11 protein-coding genes are annotated in these 17,264 nt (G+C 46.9%); 4 read left to right on the plus strand and 7 right to left on the minus strand.

Annotation, left to right across the window (positions count from 1 at the left end; genetic code table 11):
• Positions 1-85: 85 nt before the first annotated feature.
• A complete protein-coding gene (locus tag HQN88_RS22995) occupies positions 86-1,279 on the minus strand; it encodes an MFS transporter (RefSeq protein ID WP_173116925.1) in 1,194 nt (397 codons plus the stop codon).
• 253 nt (positions 1,280-1,532) lie between these two features.
• Between HQN88_RS22995 and HQN88_RS23000 the strand changes: the two genes are divergently transcribed.
• Complete coding sequence (locus tag HQN88_RS23000; RefSeq protein WP_173116927.1) at positions 1,533-2,108, plus strand: TetR/AcrR family transcriptional regulator; 576 nt, start codon at positions 1,533-1,535, stop codon at positions 2,106-2,108.
• A gap of 66 nt (positions 2,109-2,174) precedes the next feature.
• Here the strand turns inward: HQN88_RS23000 and HQN88_RS23005 are convergent, their stop codons facing one another.
• Positions 2,175-3,914, minus strand: a complete 1,740-nt coding sequence (locus HQN88_RS23005; RefSeq protein ID WP_173116929.1) for an ABC-F family ATP-binding cassette domain-containing protein — start codon at positions 3,912-3,914, stop codon at positions 2,175-2,177.
• 454 nt (positions 3,915-4,368) lie between these two features.
• Between HQN88_RS23005 and HQN88_RS23010 the strand changes: the two genes are divergently transcribed.
• Positions 4,369-4,608, plus strand: a complete 240-nt coding sequence (locus HQN88_RS23010) for a hypothetical protein (protein WP_173116931.1) — start codon at positions 4,369-4,371, stop codon at positions 4,606-4,608.
• A gap of 75 nt (positions 4,609-4,683) precedes the next feature.
• Positions 4,684-6,141 (plus strand): MDR family MFS transporter, encoded by a 1,458-nt coding sequence (locus tag HQN88_RS23015; RefSeq protein ID WP_173116933.1) that lies wholly within the window; start codon positions 4,684-4,686, stop codon positions 6,139-6,141.
• Between the two features lie 98 nt (positions 6,142-6,239).
• On the opposite strand, the gene HQN88_RS23020 is transcribed toward HQN88_RS23015, so the two are convergent.
• The 5 genes from HQN88_RS23020 to HQN88_RS23040 form a co-directional block, all read right to left on the minus strand.
• The gene (locus HQN88_RS23020) at positions 6,240-6,704 is read right to left on the minus strand and encodes an EVE domain-containing protein (RefSeq protein WP_173116935.1); all 465 of its coding nucleotides are present in this window, start codon (positions 6,702-6,704) and stop codon (positions 6,240-6,242) included.
• Positions 6,691-7,239, minus strand: coding sequence for a DinB family protein (locus tag HQN88_RS23025; protein WP_173117094.1), 549 nt, complete (start codon positions 7,237-7,239; stop codon positions 6,691-6,693). The genes HQN88_RS23020 and HQN88_RS23025 overlap by 14 nt, the downstream gene beginning before the upstream one ends.
• Before the next feature lie 62 nt (positions 7,240-7,301).
• A complete protein-coding gene (locus HQN88_RS23030) occupies positions 7,302-8,249 on the minus strand; it encodes a helix-turn-helix transcriptional regulator (RefSeq protein WP_173116937.1) in 948 nt (315 codons plus the stop codon).
• A 220-nt stretch (positions 8,250-8,469) separates the two neighbouring features.
• Complete coding sequence (locus HQN88_RS23035) at positions 8,470-13,500, minus strand: InlB B-repeat-containing protein (protein ID WP_173116939.1); 5,031 nt, start codon at positions 13,498-13,500, stop codon at positions 8,470-8,472.
• A 236-nt stretch (positions 13,501-13,736) separates the two neighbouring features.
• A complete protein-coding gene (locus HQN88_RS23040) occupies positions 13,737-16,286 on the minus strand; it encodes a winged helix-turn-helix domain-containing protein (RefSeq protein WP_173116941.1) in 2,550 nt (849 codons plus the stop codon).
• A 231-nt stretch (positions 16,287-16,517) separates the two neighbouring features.
• Here HQN88_RS23040 and HQN88_RS23045 point away from each other — a divergent pair, with 231 nt between their 5' ends.
• A complete protein-coding gene (locus HQN88_RS23045; protein ID WP_173116943.1) occupies positions 16,518-17,255 on the plus strand; it encodes an adenylate/guanylate cyclase domain-containing protein in 738 nt (245 codons plus the stop codon).
• Positions 17,256-17,264: the final 9 nt, after the last annotated feature.

Genomic DNA, 17,264 nt, shown 5'->3' on the forward strand with positions numbered 1-17,264 from the left:
GTGTGATTACAGAATAAAATAACCTTATAAACTGAATATAAACAATTATACCGATGGTCCACCTGCATTAATCAGTGGAATAGAATTATTTCTTCTCTGTCACAAAATAAAGGACGGCTGCGACCGGAAAAGCTATGCCAATCCATAACACGGCGCTCCAGCCTCCTGTCGCATATGCCCATCCACCAATTGCGGATCCGATGGCACCGCCAAAAAAGAAGATAGCCATAAAAAGGCCATTCAGCCGACTGCGAATTTCTGGACTCAGTGAGAAGAGCGCACGCTGTCCTAGCACAAGATTTGCGGATACGCCAGCATCCAATAAAATAGCTGAAACGACGAGAATAACGATTCCAGTAATGGAACCCGTGCGGATCATGAGCGGTATCAACATCGAAATGATGACAGTGCCGAGTGCAATCCCTGTTGCGGGTTTAGTCCAGCCTCGGTCCGCCAACCTTCCAGCCGCAGGCGCAGCTATAGCCCCCGCAACCCCTACAAGCGCGAACAGCGCAATATCTATCTGTGAAAAATGAAAGACCGGCCCGGATAACAATAACGGAACTGTTGTCCAAAATAAGCTGAAAGTAGCAAAAACAAATGCATGGTAAGCAGCCCGGCGGCGTAAGATCGGAGTTGTGCGCAGCAAGCCCCACATCGATCCGAGCAGAGCGGTATATCGTGTAGCCGTTGTGGGCTTTCTTTCAGGCAGCACCTTTGACAATACGATCGCCAAAATAATAATCGCTGCGGCAGACAAAGCGAATACAGCATGCCAGCCCAGCAAGTCGGCCACGACGCTAGACAACGGGCGCGAGAGCATAATGCCAAGCAACAAACCGCTCATGACATTGCCGACAACACGACCGCGTGAAGAATCCGATGCAAGGTATGAAGCAAAAGGCACGAGCACCTGCGCCGCGACTGACCCTATTCCGATGACAAACGATGCTGCCAAGAATGGCACAGCTTGCTTCGATACTGCCGTAACCGCAAGAGCAACACCTGTAAGAACTAAAGATGCGACAACCAACCTTCGATTTTCAACGATATCTCCCAAAGGCACAATAAATAACAACCCGACTACATAACCTATCTGTGTTAACGTCACGATTAAGCCAGAACTGCTTGCAGACAGCCCGATGGAAGAGCTGATGACCCCAACCAAAGGCTGCGCATAGTAAAGATTAGCTACAATGACACCGCATGCGGCAGCCAGAAGCAGGATCAGCCATGAGGGGATATTTTTCTCGTTCGTTTGTTTTTTTAAAGTAGTCATTTTAGACAGCTCCTTATATAAAAATATAATGTTCTACAGACAATACATTCATGTTTGCATATCAACTCCAATTCTATCCTTTCTCATCTATCTTTAAATACTGAACGTATAGTTTACTAAATGCATAACAAATAATATACTGAACGTATAGTTTTGTAAATAGGTAATTGCAACTTTATTTCTTAATAATAATTGGTATACTGGACGTATAGTTTATTTAAATGATATGTATGGATGAAAGAGGATGATGACGATGAATGGAAAAAGAGGCAGGCCGCGGAATATGGAATCTCAAAAGTCTATCCTTTCCGCATCATACGAATTATTGCTGGAAAATGGCTTTCAATCTGTCACAGTGGATAAAATTGCTGATCGTGCCCAAGTTAGCAAAGCCACGATATATAAATGGTGGCCTAACAAGGCTGCCGTGGTTATGGATGGTTTTATGCATGCCGCCACGGACAGACTACCCATCCCTGATACAGGTACAACATTTAATGATATTCTCATTCACGCCACAAATTTAACGGGATTTTTGACAAGCCGCGAGGGAGTAATTATTACACAGTTATTAGGCGAAGGGCAGTTTGATTCAGGATTGGCGGAGGCTTATCGTGCTCGGTTTTTCCGTCCCCGCCGACTGGAGGCCAGAGGTCTTTTGGAACAAGGGGTTCAACGCGGGGAATTGAAAAATAATCTCGACATTGGCATATGCATTGATCTCATTTACGGGCCGATTTTCTATCGTTTGCTGGTGACAGGCGAAACCTTAGACAAAGCTTATGTGGAGAGTTTAGTAAAAAACGCATTTGAAGGAATCCGTTATTAATCGAACCAAAAAGCCCTAGCTCATCGAGCAAGGGCTTTTTCGAACCACCTAACACGGTGTTATCATTTAAAGTAACTTAATCAGCTCTTCTAGCTCTTCAACCAATACTTTTGCAAGTTCAAAATTGGTATCTTTTAAAGCCAATTCTATTTTCATTTCAACAGATTTTTTATTTTGTTCCTTTTCTAGATAGTCTCTATCGAAATGGCTCGCATAAATCATCTGTCTAAATTTTCGCATACTCATTTTTCTAATCGTCTTATCTTCAATGATTAACACATAATCCATCCCATTTACAACAGAGTAGAAATCATGAGAAATCATGAGAATCGCACCTTTGTAGTCTTCAATGGCTTTCTCTAGAGCTATTTGTGTATAGGTATCCAAATGACTTGTCGGTTCATCAAGAAGCAATACGTTTGCTTTACTGGCAGAAACTTTAGCCAATTGAAGCATATTCTTTTCTCCACCGGATAAAGAGGCTATCTTTTGATTAACGATCTCTCCTTCAAAGCCATAGTTCGAAATATATGATCTAACCTCATCATACGTTTTAAATCCAGCATCGATGAATTCTTCTAGTATTGTATTAGAATCCTTTAGCACTTCACCTTGATTCTGAGATAAATAAGCCACTTTAACATCAGTACTTATTTCAATTGAAGCATGATTATTTGTAAAGATATCTCGAAGTAAAGTCGTTTTCCCGGTACCGTTTGGACCAATAATGGCTACTTTATCCGTAGAATTTATCTCAAAATTAACATTGTCTAAAAGCAACTCATCAAAAGTAACACTGTAATTATTTACATTTACAACAATGGTGTCTTCCATCTCATTTTCAATACCAAAACTAATTGTAGGTTGCTTAATATCAACAAATGGTGCCTTAATTCTACGCGCTTCCAATCTCTCTTGAAATCTAACTCTAGCTTTTAACGCTCTACCCCTAGATGCTTCTGAATTATATGTTGCGATAGCTCTAAGATTATCAATAATGTTATCGTATCTCTCAATTTCTTCTTGTTCAGCGACTGCGATTTCTTGCAACTCAATTTTTGTCTGAAGTAAGGAGAAGTTGTATTCGATATATCGCCCATCAAACTCTTGGATCTCCCTATTTTCTAGGTGTAGAATTTTGTTGAAACAGTGATTCAATAGATATCGGTTGTGCGTAACAACTAGCAGCATTCCTTTGTGAGAATTAATCAGATTTTTAAGCGCATTTAGGTTTTCAAAGTCTAAAAATACATCGGGTTCATCCATAATCATTAAATCTGGACTACTAAGCATTTCCTTCATCACTTGAATCAGTTTGAATTCCCCGCCACTCAGGTCGGATACCCTTAGATCTTTTAGCTTCATGAGGTTTGCTAGATTTAGTTTCTTATTAATGTTACTTTCAAAATCAGCCCCACCGATTGTATCAAATGTGTCTAACGCTACTTGATACTTTTCTAATAACGCATCCAAATCCGATGATGTTTCCATCTCCGTACAAATAGCTGTTATTTCATCTTGTACCTTAATAAATTCTTCCCCTATATATTCAAAAACGGTAGTTTCTTTCGTTTTGTCAAATTGTGGGAATTGACTTACATGCCTAATATTGCAATTCGGGTCTATTTCTAACTTGCCCTCAAACAAATATCTTTCTGGATCCATCAATATATCGATCAATGTACTTTTCCCACTGCCACTTGTTCCTATAAAAGCGCAATGTTGTGCCTCTTCAAGCGTAAATGAAATGTTGTTATATAGTTCTTTTTGCGGAAATGAGAAGGATAAGTTTTCAACTTTTATCATAGTATTACCTTTCTTTATAACTAAAATGGGGACTATTTATTAGAGATAATGCAAATTATAGATTATGAGTTTACCGTTGTAAGAGTAACACTGTTTTCAACCAACTTCAATGGGGTCAAGTTTCCATACTACCAGGGCATGTCCTTAGTTGATGCTCTTATAGGTTTAATCTCATGATCTACACGAAAGGCTGACGATTCGGTGCCACCACACTCGAAAAGTCAGCCTTTTTTTGATTTACCTTGTTCAATTAACCGGCACGTTATCATAATCCCCAAATCGCATCTCGTCAAGAGATAATGTGCAAATGAGCGACATAGCGGGAGATCCCCCCTTATGCTTTCTAAATTAGAATTAAATTGCGAGTATGCAGGGCGATATCGCTTTTTCCAATTCATCCGGTGTCACGTAAAATATTATTCAGATTGTTGGGTAATAAGGAAAGGAGAACTGCATGAATAGCCTAGACAAAATCAGATTTTTGCTCTTATACGACAAACCGCCCGCGTCAACTTGTTACGGGTATCTGGAGCTGAATCGGGATGGCAATATGATCGCGCTCTACAATAGTTTCGGCGAGGAAATCGACATGTTTGGCGGACATGAATTTGTCAGGGTACGGGCGCTTGGCAAATTCGATGATGAAGAGGGCGACAATTTTTACTCCTTATTGGAAAGTGATGGTGTAGGATGACCTGCACGACAGGCAGGTGAAGATTCAGTGTCAAGACACTACGGTGGCATACAGCCTATTCTCTGGAGGTAGAAGATGAGCAAACGGGTTCAAGAGGCAAGCGAAATAAAAAAAGGGCCGATGTTAACCACTCTCCTCATCGGTGCATTTGTTGCATTTCTTAACGAAAATTTGCTTGCCAATGCGCTTCCTGGATTGATGCGAGAATTCAATGTTGCTGCCGCGACCATACAGTGGTTATCGACCGGCTATATGCTCGTGATCGGCGTACTGGTGCCAGTGACCGCGTTGCTACAGCAGTGGTTCACGACTCGCCGGATGTTTATGTCCGCGATGGCTTTGTTTTTAGCAGGTACCTGCTTATGTGCAGTATCTCCTGGATTCGAAGTCTTGCTGATAGGCAGGGTCGTTCAAGCTTGCGGGACAGGATTATTAATTCCGTTGATGATGAATACGATTCTTACCCTTTATCCACCCGAACGCAGGGGGGCCGCCATGGGTCTCATGGGGCTTGTCATCATGGTCGCCCCTATCATCGGGCCAGCTTTGTCAGGGTTAGTTATCGATACCTTACACTGGCGATGGCTATTCTACATGGTGATTCCTGTCGCATTGTTTTCAATTATTTATGCATTCATTTACTTAAAAAATGTTACAGAAATAACCAAGCCCAGGGTAGATCTTCTATCCATTGTTATGTCAACCGTCGGGTTTGGTTGTGTCACCTACGGTTTCAGTCAAACTGGTGTCTGGGCCGGTTCTTCGAGTTACAGTTGGATTGCCATAGGCGGCCTCTTTGTGCTCTTGCTTATTTGGCGGCAGCTCAAGATTAAAGAGCCTCTAATTGATCTTTCCGTATTCCGGTATCCTGCTTTCTCTTTGGTAGCGGTATTGGTGGTCGTGCTGATGATGGTTTTATTCGCCACCACGACATTGTTGCCAATCTATATGCAAGATGTGATGCAGTTGACAGCATTCGCTACAGGTTTACTTCTGATGCCAGGCTGCTTTTTAAACGCAATGATGATGCCTGTGACAGGAAAATTATTTGATAAATTCGGGCCGAGATTCGTCATAATGCCCGGACTAGTCATGATCGTCTTATCGCTGTGGCTGTTTGCCGGTATCGACAGCGATACAACCCGAGGCTCCGTTCTGTTCGATCATGTCCTCCTATTCTTAGGCATATCGTTTGTCGTCATGCCGGCTCAGACGGCAGGAATGAATCAACTTCCGCATCACCTGGTCCCCCATGGCACAGCCATATACAATACGCTCCAACAGATTGCTGGAGGCATTGGCATCGCTTTGTTCGTCGGCATCATGTCGTCCGGAGCCAATCATTATCTTCACCAATCGCTCGATCCCGCTGCGTTTCACAATAAAACACAAAGTATCGTTGCCGGTTTGCAAACGGTCTTTCGGATTGAATTTATTCTCGTAATACCTGTTTTGATACTGGGGTGGTTTATAAATGGTCGTCTTTATGCCGATTTTTCTGAAAAGGAAAAAGCCAAAAACTTGTTGCCTTAGGAGCTTGAAACGCATATAGCTATTGAACATACCCCGACAAGCAGAGAATCGGACCTAGAATCAACTTGATTCCACCGCGATGACTGAAGCAGCAAGTTTTAAAAATATTCTATCTCCACACTTTGCTCAAGCATCGCTCTGGCAATGATCAGAAAGTCCTTCCGTCCGATTTCAAAATGACCGTAGCGAAAGGAATATCCCCAATTTCGGTTCCCTCTCGTAAAGCTAAGCTGTTCTAATAGATCTCTAATCTTTACTTCCCGGCATGATATATAGTTAATATTTCTGCGGAATGGCACAAACGATTCGGACATCTGAAACTCGTAGACTTGATCATCAGCCACTTCCCCGAACGCTGTGAACGCCTGAAGTGGTTCCCCTATCGTCATTTCTGTGCGCGGGGAATAGTAGATCAACCAATCGCCTTGACGCATCTTACGTAAATACGCTGACTTGCCGTGACAGAGCTGGGCGAATCCGCCCAGTTCTCCACCTTTCACATGGGATGCGGACACGACACCAATCCAGAAGCGGCTTTGTTCACTTATATCATCTAATTTCATAACTTGAAATTCCTTCTTTTAAGCGGCCCAACTGTAGAAGATGATGACGGTAGTGCATTTCAACAAGTAGAAACCATTCTTCCGCACACAGTCCACCGAATCGCGGATGGGATACTGTATTTTGTTTAGACGCTTTATCAAGAGTGGGTTCAATCTCCTGCATCCTCTGGATGACAGTGTGTAACCCTTGAATGAGTTGCTCTTTGCTTTCCGGCTGCTCTGGCGTATATTGGGCAGAAGGCGGAACGTGAATTCGGATAGGTGGGAAACTCCCTTGAGCAAATACAGCCCCACCATCCACGGTTTTTTCCTCTCTAGATACCGAGGGATCTTGGCTTGCCATCAGGCATTGGTCCACATTACGAAGCTGCATATAAAGAGCTGAGCTAATGAGATGTTGAACCATCTGTCCGATTGACCACTCATTGTCACTTGGCTTTTGCTTTAACTGCTCCAGACTGAATTTATCCAACTCATGAATATAATGGGCCGCAGTTTCCTCGAATCGTTGTAATGCTTCTTTTGTTATGCTCATCATTCAACAGCTCCTTCGTCATCTTTATCTAAATATACAAAAACGCTACTGACACCATTATGTCAGTAGCGTTTTAGCATTTTTTCCACTTCGTTCCTAACCCTCAGTCGGAAGAATTCCGGCTCCAGCACAACCACTTCGCCTCCCCAGCCGAGCACCCACTGCAGTAACTCCTCAGGCTGACGAACGCGAAAGGTGACCAGGAGCCCTTCGGGATGATCCTCCATAGTCTCCATATAGAAGTTGTTCGATTCCCTTACCTTATCGGCAATATCAGATTGGACCTGGATACGCACACGGACGTTGCGATCATCTGGGGGCTGATATACATCCAAATGAAAATCTGATGGCAGTTGAAAACTATCCTCCAGATCAATAAGCTCATTCATCCGGGACAACCGGAAATGACGGATGTCTTGCCGTAAGTCGCAACGTGCGATGAGTACCCATGACTCATGAAGAATCACAAGTCCGTAAGGAGCAACTGTACGAATACTGTGACGGTTCCCATCGGCTTCGGCAATTCTTTTGGAATAACGGAATCTTATTTTTCTTTCCTCCAATATTGCTTGACGAATCGCTTCCATATAAGCCTTCTCTTGTATTCGTGCTACATCTTCAGCAGAAGCACGCAAACGAAAGCTCTTGCGAATCCGTGATGCCTCACTGCGGATCGGTTCTGGTAGGATGGCTTCAATCTTACCTCGTGAAGTCCGAGACTTGTTGGCATAGTCGGCATCAAACCACTTCTCGATAAAATCACTCCCGATGAGTAAAGTCACTGCTTCTTCCACCGTAAAACTGACTGGCGGAAGGAAATATCCATCCATTAAGGAGTATCCCTGTCCTGGCGCCCCGATCACGGGTACGCCGGCTTCACTCAAGGCCTGAATATCCCTGTAGATGGTTCTCACGCTTGTTTCAAATGTAGCAGCCAAATCCTCTGCTCGTAACACTTCGTTACGTTGCAACTCAAGCACTATGGCTAACAAACGATCTGTTTTGTTCATACTGCCGCACCTTTCCCCAAAAAAATATTTTATACTATACTTGCTGCTATCATGCTTCTTGAAAGGGAAAATCGGGATCATCTCGACCACCGCAAAAACTTGCCGTTATTTATGATACGGTTCACCTTAACATTACTAACCATTTAGGGTAAACGCAACAATCTTGAATCCGCCTTTCGGAGAAATAGAAAAGCACCCAATTGGGTGCCATTCTATGACCTTATTTCTGAAGGGCTATCGCTTTAAAAATGACGACAGCGGCCTCTGCGCGAGTGGTATTGATTTTTGCTCTAAAAGTACCATCCTCATAACCGTTAATTAACCCGTTTTCGGCTGCAGAAGCTATAGCTTCCGTTGCCCAACTGGAAACAGCCGAATTGTCCAAAAAGCTGACGGACTTACTTGAAAAATCCAGCCTCAACGCGCGGAATACAATCACTGCCATTTGCTCACGAGTAATCAGATCGTTCGGACGGAAGGTATGATCTTCAAAACCGGAAACAATCCCCAAAGCTGCGGCCGTACTGATCGAATCCTTAGCCCAATGATCGGTTGTATCGTTAAAGCCGCTGCTATCCGGTGCTGTCAACCTGAGAGCCTTTACCAAGATGGAGACGAACTCAGCTCTTGTAATAGAGTCATTCGGTTTAAAGACCATATCCGGGTATCCGTTGATTGCCCCTGTTTGAAACAAATCTCGAATGCTGACTTCCGCCCAGTGGCCCTTGATATCGGTCAAGTTCGTTTCGCTTATCGACGGTAAGGGGGGCTGAACTCGTTCTGAAACGAGCACAGCGAACTTCCCGAAATGGGTGACAGAGCCGGATACGGTGCCGCTATCTTGATCGACCTTCGCATTGTCCAGTACTACCCATTTGTTTGTTTGTTCATTCAGCCAGTAGACTGCTGCATTACTCTTATTGAAGTCTAGCTTCGACTTGTCGAAAGCAAGTACTATCGTAACCGGCTTTATAAATTCGCCATTGCTGTTTTTCTTTATATCGTAAACATCCCCAAGCCACTGAAGGGAAACATCTTTAGGCAATTTTGAGATGTCGGCCAATTTATCCACGGTTACTTGAATGGTTTTGTCCGTAGCCCCTTCTGGAATGGAAAACTTAACGTTGCCAAGAGTGAACTCGGCACTGGAGTATGCGCCTATCGTAAAACGATCGGACGGAGCACTTCCTCCGCCACCGCCAGCAGTAGGAGGTGTATCCGGTGTAGTCGTAACTGGCGTATAGACCACAAATTTCGTGAAGTGCTTCGTCCAAATGACAATATCGCTGCCAACGGTGATCTTTGCCTCACCACCGGTTGCAATTTCACTGTCTGCCGCAGCTTGGGTGTCAGCTGAAATCGTGCTTGTAATTGGCATAAACACGTCGCCGATTACAAACCCGACCAATTTCCCCCCCATGTTCGGGATTAACAAACGCACCGCATGATCGAAGGTTAATGATACGTCAGAGGAGCCTACTTCAATGACGGCGTTCACGTCTGCATTATTGACCGATACGCTGCTAGTGCTCTGTACGGCCGGCAGTTTAATTGTCCCGTCCCAACTCGCGGGAGCCGTAATTTTCGTTCCTTCCGGGATTACAACGCTCACATTGCCTAATGAAGTAGCCGCTTTAACGTCTACCAGCGGCAGAGTCGCTTCTTTGTTTGACCCCACCGCTACCGGCGTGACGGCAACATTGGCATCCGCTATGCCTAAGGGAACTTCAATGGATACGGGTGTGCCCGGCGTTAACAGTATCGGTGTTGCAGAATGAACCGTCTGGACTGCCGCTCTTTGCACGACCAGTTTATATGTTCTTGTTGTCGTGCCATCCTGTGCAGTTACTGCCACCGTGATCGTGTTGCTTCCCACGCTCAGGCTGATCACTTCCGAAACGGTTCCGCTCTCCACGGCCTTACCGTTCACCGTCACTGCAGCCTTGTTATCCTCCGCCGTCGGTATAACCTTCAGGCTACTGACGCCATTTGCCATGCTCGCCGTATAACTCATCGTTCCCGACGCAAATGCCGGGCTCAAGCCTCCGTTCGACAGACTAAGCGCGCTCAGGTTCGCGTTGTTGCTCTCCGGAATCGCCGTCCATTTCGCATACAGCGTCATATTGCCGCTCACCGTATCCGTGCCGAAGCTCCATTGCGTCGTATAGCTTGCTTCACCGTACCAGCCCTCGAACGTATGCCCCACTCTCGTCGGGTCCGTCGGCTTCGCGATCTTCGCTCCGGCGCTTACTCCGGTTGCTGCCGCTACCGCGCTGCCTCCTTGCGTGTCGTATGTCACCGTGTACGTCGCTGCCGGAATCGCCGTCCATTTCGCAAACAGCGTCATATTGCCGCTCACCGTATCCGTGCCGAAGCTCCATTGCGTCGTATAGCTTGCTTCACCGTACCAGCCCTCAAACGTATGCCCCGCTCTCGTCGGGTCCGTTGGCTTCGCGAGCTTCGCTCCAGCGCTTAAGCCGGTTGCGCTCGCCACCTCGCTGCCTCCTTGCGTGTCGTATGTCACCGTGTACGTCGCTGCCGGAATCGCCGTCCACTTCGCATACAGCGTCATATTGCCCAATACCGCATTGAACCTAGGGTCCCATGGCGTTGCATAACTTGTGTCGTTGTACCAGCCTTCAAACGTGTACCCCTCTTTCTCGGGTACGTACGGCTGGGCAGTAACATCTCCATAGCTCACTAACACGGGGATGCCGGCTCTGCCATCCTGATAATCGAACGTTACTGTGTACTTGGTGAGCTCCCATTCGTCAAAGAGGGAGAGATCGTCGCTCACCGTATCGGTTTCGAAGTTCCACGTTTTCCCTCCACGGATATGCCAGCCCTTGAAGGTATAGTGTTCAAACGTCAGATCAGCCGGCTTTTCGAGCTTCGAGCCCGCAAAAACTTTATATGTGTTCGAGTATCCGCCGTATTCCGAGATGTAAGTGACTTCGAACATTCTCGTCCATTTCGCGTATATAGAAGTAAAACCCATCACCGTATCGGTATCGAAATCCCATGGTGTTTCAAGGCTCGCTTCCTTATACCAGCCGTTGAAATAAACCCCTTTGGATCTACTAATTGGATTCGGCGGCTTCGCGATCTTCGCTCCGCGGCTTACATGGAGCAATCGGGTCTCGAGATCACCTTCAAAGTAGCCGCTTCCTATTTCGAATGTGACCGAATACGTGCTATCCTTCCACTTCGCATACAATGTCGTATTGCCGCTGAGCGTATCGGTCTCCACGTTCCACGGCGTCTCAAGACTTGCTTCCTTGTACCAGCCGTCGAATTCGTACTCACCCTCTTTATAAGGGCCTGCCGGCATCGGGATCTTGGCTCCCGGATATAGACCAGTAATACTGTCCACTTCGATGCCTCCGCGCACGTCGAAAGTAACCGTGTAGCCCGGCTCAGAGAACCAACCCGCATACAACGTCATATCTTTGTTCACCGGATTGGCCGCAAAGTCCCACTGCGTCGTCAGGCTTGCATCCCGATACCATCCGGTGAAGATGTAGCCCGATTTGGTCGGGGTTGTCGGAGCCGGAATCGTTCCCAAATAGGTCAATTTATCCGGAACAGCACTTCCTCCTTGCGTGTCAAAGGTGACCGTGTACACCGCTACCCACTTTGCATAGAGCGTGGTGTCGGCATTTACCGTGTCCGCAGCAAAATTCCATTGTGTCGCATAGCTCGGTTCTTTATACCAACCTTCAAGATAGTGGCCCTCCCGAGTTAGAATGGGAATGCGAATCTTCTCCCCGGGGCCGACGCCGGTCAAGCTCGCAAACGCAGGGCCTCCCTTCGAATCGAAGGATACGGTGTAACTCTGACCCTCCGTCCACTTTGCATACAGCGTCATACTCTTGTTCACAATATCCGTCTCGAAGTACCATGGCGTTACATAGCTCGCTTCGCTGTACCAGCCCGCGAAGGTGTAGCCCTCTCTGACCGGAGAGACCGGAGCGCTGATTGGTCCCTTCGTGACGCCGGTTAGATATGCGATCGTGCCGCTGCCTCCCTGCGCTTCGAAGACGATTGTGTAGGCTTGAACCCACTTCGCGTACAGCGTGAGGTCCGATTCAACTGTATCCGTGTCGAAATGCCATTGCTTGCTGTAACTCGAATCGGCATACCACCCCAAGAAAAAGTGGCCCTCACGGGTCGTAATCGGCTCGCTAATCGTGGTGCCCGGCATGACGTCCGTCAAGCCCGTGACCGGACTGCCTCCCTGCGAATTGAAGGTTACCGTAGCCGCCGGCCTCGTTACTGTCAACGTGTAGGATCCCTGCGTCATTCCGTCTTCCGCCGTTACCAGGATCATAATCGTGTTGCTTCCCACATTCAAAGCAATCGGTCTCGATGCGCCGCCGTTTGGCGACGTTTCTCCGTTTACCTTGATTGTTGCCAATTTACTTCGCGTCGTCGGCGTAACCGAAATACTGCACACGCCGCTCGTTACGCTTGCTGTGAATTTCGAATTATCTGTCGAATCCCTCACAATTGTGCCACTGGATATCGTCAAAGCGTTCAAATAAGCATCGGATGCGGCCAATCGTTTGACCTTAACCATGTAGGATCTCGTTGTCGTACCGTCTTGAGCCGTCACCTTCACCGTTATCGTGTTCGTACCCAAACTCAGATCGACGGGATTATCCCTGCCGCTTGTCACAGGTATCTCGTTTATCGTCACCGTGGCCGCGCTATCCGACAAATCCGGCTTCACAATGAGCCTGTTCATGTCGGTCACAGAGCCGATGTCGTAATTCGGCAGACTCGAGTTGAAACCTAAACCGAACGGTCTCTTGTCTTCTGTAGTTACGTTCAAAAAACTCAGTTTCGCGTCGCTGCCCTGAAGCCCCGCCCGGGTTACCGTTAAGGTGTAGTTTTTCTGTGTAACACCTTCTTCTGCCGTGACCAGTATGGAAATCGTGTTGACGCCCACAAGCAGAGCAATCGCTTCCGAAGCGTTGCCGCTGGCCACTCCCGCACTGTTTACCTGGATCGTCGCTTTGCTGTCCTGTGCCGTAGGCGTAACCGTGATTTCACTCACGTCGTTCGCAACGTCTGCATAGTAACTCGAAAATAACGCGTCCGACTTATCTTCGTAAGCCGTTCCGCCGGATATCGTCAATCCGCTCAGAAAGAAATTTCCGCTCTTTCCGTCCTCGGCAGAAGCATAAGAGGTAAGTAATCCCGTTAGCATACACAAAACCGTAAATAAATAAAAACTGCGCTTCATCATGAAGTCTCAACACTCCTCTTACAATTGTTAGTGAACGGAATTGCTACTGTCTTCCATTATAAAAGATAGCCTAACCGATTTGACCCGCCCTTTCGGGTAGGTTAGCTCTACTAAATCGGGTAGGTTCTTTCTCGCTGCATGGGTCACCGAACACAACAAGAGACAGTACCCTTTGGGCACTGTCTCTTGTGTAACTGCTCGTTTGTACTTTCTAGCGCGTTAAGACCTCTATCGCCTCAAACCGGATGCCGGCGCTGCTTGCCTCGTTGAATCGCCTGCGCTCGATTATGTACCCCTAACTTTCGATAAACATTCTTTACATGGAACTTTGCCGTGTCGAGGGTAATATTCAGTTGAGCGGCAATCTCCTTATAGATTAATCCCTCCGTGAGCAAAACAAGTACCTGCTCTTCCTTCTCAGTCAGCGCCTCATCCGACAAATACTTATTGGACTGACCATTGCCCGCAGCTTCAAGAAGCAGACGAATATATGTCAAGTGCGATGGCGGCATCGCAGCTTCTTGCCGGTCGTTCAGAAGATCGGCAAGCATTTCAATCATCAGCGGACCCTCGTCGAGGAAACTGCGAATATAGCCCGCCGGTTCCGAGAGCTGCAAGGCGCTTTGCAAGGGAGCAATTGCCTCTTTGGGACGATTGGATTGCCAAAGCACCATACTCTGCACAATCTTCAGCTTGATTCGGCCCCGCAAACGATTTTCCTTGTCCGCCAGACGTTCCAGTTGTTCGAGCAATTGCTGTGCGTCCTCCGTCCGGTCGTTCGCTGCGAGAACTTTTGCTAGAACCAGATACTCCTCGAAATGGCGGTCCGAGACCTCATCCGAAGGCGACATCTCGCTTTTCTCCAGCCTTTCGTATGCTTCCCGAAGCTGCCCCTGATGCAGTAAAAGTCGGGCTTGCTCTGCATTGATTCTCTTCCAAATCACTTGCTGATCGGGTGAATCGACGCTCAAGCCGAGCTGACCAAGCCATTCGACCGCTTGACTTCCTCTTCCCTGCGCCTGTTGAAGCCATGATGAGACAAGACCGAGCTGAATCCAAATCCATACGTTGGTCCGCAGATCCTCTCGACTCATCGCTTGTCCGAGATACGACTCTGCCTCTTCCAACCGGTTCCACTCGTACAGAAGCAGGGTATAGGACAAATACAGGTAGCCGATATGCGGATAGCTTCTCTTCTTCTCCCATGCCTTAATCCACTTCAGCAGAAATTGTTCCACCTCGTGAAGATTGTCGGTCAGCGAGAGAAGATCCATAAACCCTTCATGCCCCTGATACCGCTTGCTAGATACCATCTGGAAACTGCTCCCTTCCGGCAAATACAGCTCCGACAGCTCAAAATAGCGTGAAGTCAACGGCAAGTTCTGCTGCAAATAGGAGAAAATTCCTCCCAAGTAATAGAGATTGCCGATCAACTGATTCCATTCGGGCTCAGGAATAAAGGCTTTCATGGCTTGAAATCGCGTTTCCGCTTGTTCGGTCTTGTGCAGCCCTCGACTCCATTCTCCATCCATCAATAATTTAGAGATATAGAACAATTCGAACGTCGGCTTGTGCGCGTAGCTACTCTCCGGCAGGGACGCAATCCATCTTAAAAGCATATTGCCCTTCAATAGCAGGAGATCCGGCATAATTCGTTCGATGAGCTGAACGGCGTCCTCTGACTGCTGCGCCTGAGTGTAATGCTCCACCGCCTCTTCGTAGAGCCCTTCAGCCTCATGCCAAATCGCAGCCCGATGATGAGATTTTTTCCACAGCTCCGGGTGTTCCTTGGTGCTCAGTTGCTGCAGAAACTCGGCTAAAAGATGGTGATACCGGAACCAATCGCGCTGTTCGTCCAGCGGAATAAGAAACAAATTCAACTGTTCCAACCGTTCCAGTTGGCCCTGACTGTCGGCTTGTCCTGTTACTGCTGCACACAACTCCCCATTCATGCGGCTCAGAACGGAGGTGGCGAGCAGGAATCCCTGCAAGGATTCCGGCAAGTCCCCGAATACTTCTTCTAGTAAATAATCGGAGATTTGGCGCTGTCTGCCGTTAAACTGACGAATAGTATCTGCGATATTGCGGCTCCGTTTCAACGTGATGGCTGCAAGTTGCAGTCCGCTCACCCAACCTTCCGTTTGTTGAAATAAGACGACGACTTGCTGCTTCGTTAGCGATAAGTCCGTCGTCTCCCGGAAGAAAACAACCCCCTCCTCCAGCTCGAATCGCATGTCCTCGATGCGAATGACATGGATCTCGCCTTTGGCAAGAAGCCTGGTCGTGGGAAAAGGCAACTCGGTACGACTTGCGATATAGAGATGGACATGCGAAGGCAAATGCTGCAGCATATATCGGATCGATTCGTTGACAGGTGCATTCTCAATTACATGGTAGTCGTCCAGAATCAGAACGAATTCACCGTCAATCGTGCTAAGTTCATTTAAAAGCGCCGAAATGGCGGAATCAATGGAAGCCGCCGACTCCTGTTCGAGCAAAAAACCTATCGATTCACCGAACCGCGGCAGCCTTTCTCGTATGGACGCCACAATACAGCTCCAGAACGCGCTCCAATCGTTATCGTACTTATCCAACGAGACCCAGGCAACTAGAGCGCCGCTTTGCCGCGCCCATTCGCTTAATGCTGTCGTTTTGCCGTAGCCGGCTTGGGCGGACAGCAACGTCAGCTTGACCTCCATGCCTTCCTCCAACTTTCGCGTCATCAGCGGCCTTTCGATCCGTGCTTTTCTCGCAGGGGGAATAAGAAATTTTGTACTTCTAATCATAGTTAGTCCTCCGCAAGCTGTTTAAATCCATTTATATATTCGGTATTCGATTTATTAAGACATTTATCCTTTTTATTCTTTAAATGATAATCGAAAATTCGCCCTTTTTATTAAGGCTATTGAAGCTCCCATCAAGATACTTCATACCCATCGCGCACATCTAGAAAATATTGTATATTTAAAGTAAACATTTTAAGAAGCAAGAATGCTTCTTTGGAAGAGGTTGCAAATATGGGTGATTTCAAGAGCGTGTACTGCAAAGGATGCTGGCAACAAATGAAAGTGCCGATCTTTATTCGCAGCCCGATATCTTTTCCTTTTCGCCTAATGGGAATAAAGCCCAGTCGAATGCATCCAAATCTATGCACAATTTGTGAATCTATGTTTACAAGGGTTAAGAAAAACAAACAGATCGAAATCCCAGCCACCGTCATGTTTGCCGACTTGAGGGGGTATACCCGTCTATCAGAACATGCCGATCCAGCTGACATTGCACGGTTGTTAGAGAAATTTTATGATGAATGCGCCCCGGCAATTTGGAAGAGAGATGGCATTATTAATAAAATGATCGGTGACGCGGTGCTTTCTATATTTAATTTCCCCTTGGAGCGGCACGATCACGTCCATCAGGCTGTCATGGCCGGCATAGAGATCCAAAGGAAATGTAGAGATATGCAATCCGAATTTTCAGCTATATCAGGCGTGGACTCCCCGGTCAAGATCGGAATTGGCATCCATACAGGTACGGCCTCTATAGGCGAATTTGGCACAGCTTATAAGGATTTCACGATTATTGGGTCTGTTGTCAATAAAGCTTCCCGAATTCAAGGCGCAGCCCAAAACGGGGAAATCTTGATATCAGACGATGCCTATCACTGCATCAAAGCCGATTATCCACATTTGGAACCCCAAACTTATAACTTGAAGGGTATTGACCAACCCGTTATTGCCTACGCTGTTCCGTTGTAATGTAACCCA

The sequence above is a fragment of the Paenibacillus qinlingensis genome, assembly GCF_013204845.1.
Classification (GTDB): domain Bacteria; phylum Bacillota; class Bacilli; order Paenibacillales; family NBRC-103111; genus Paenibacillus_E; species Paenibacillus_E qinlingensis.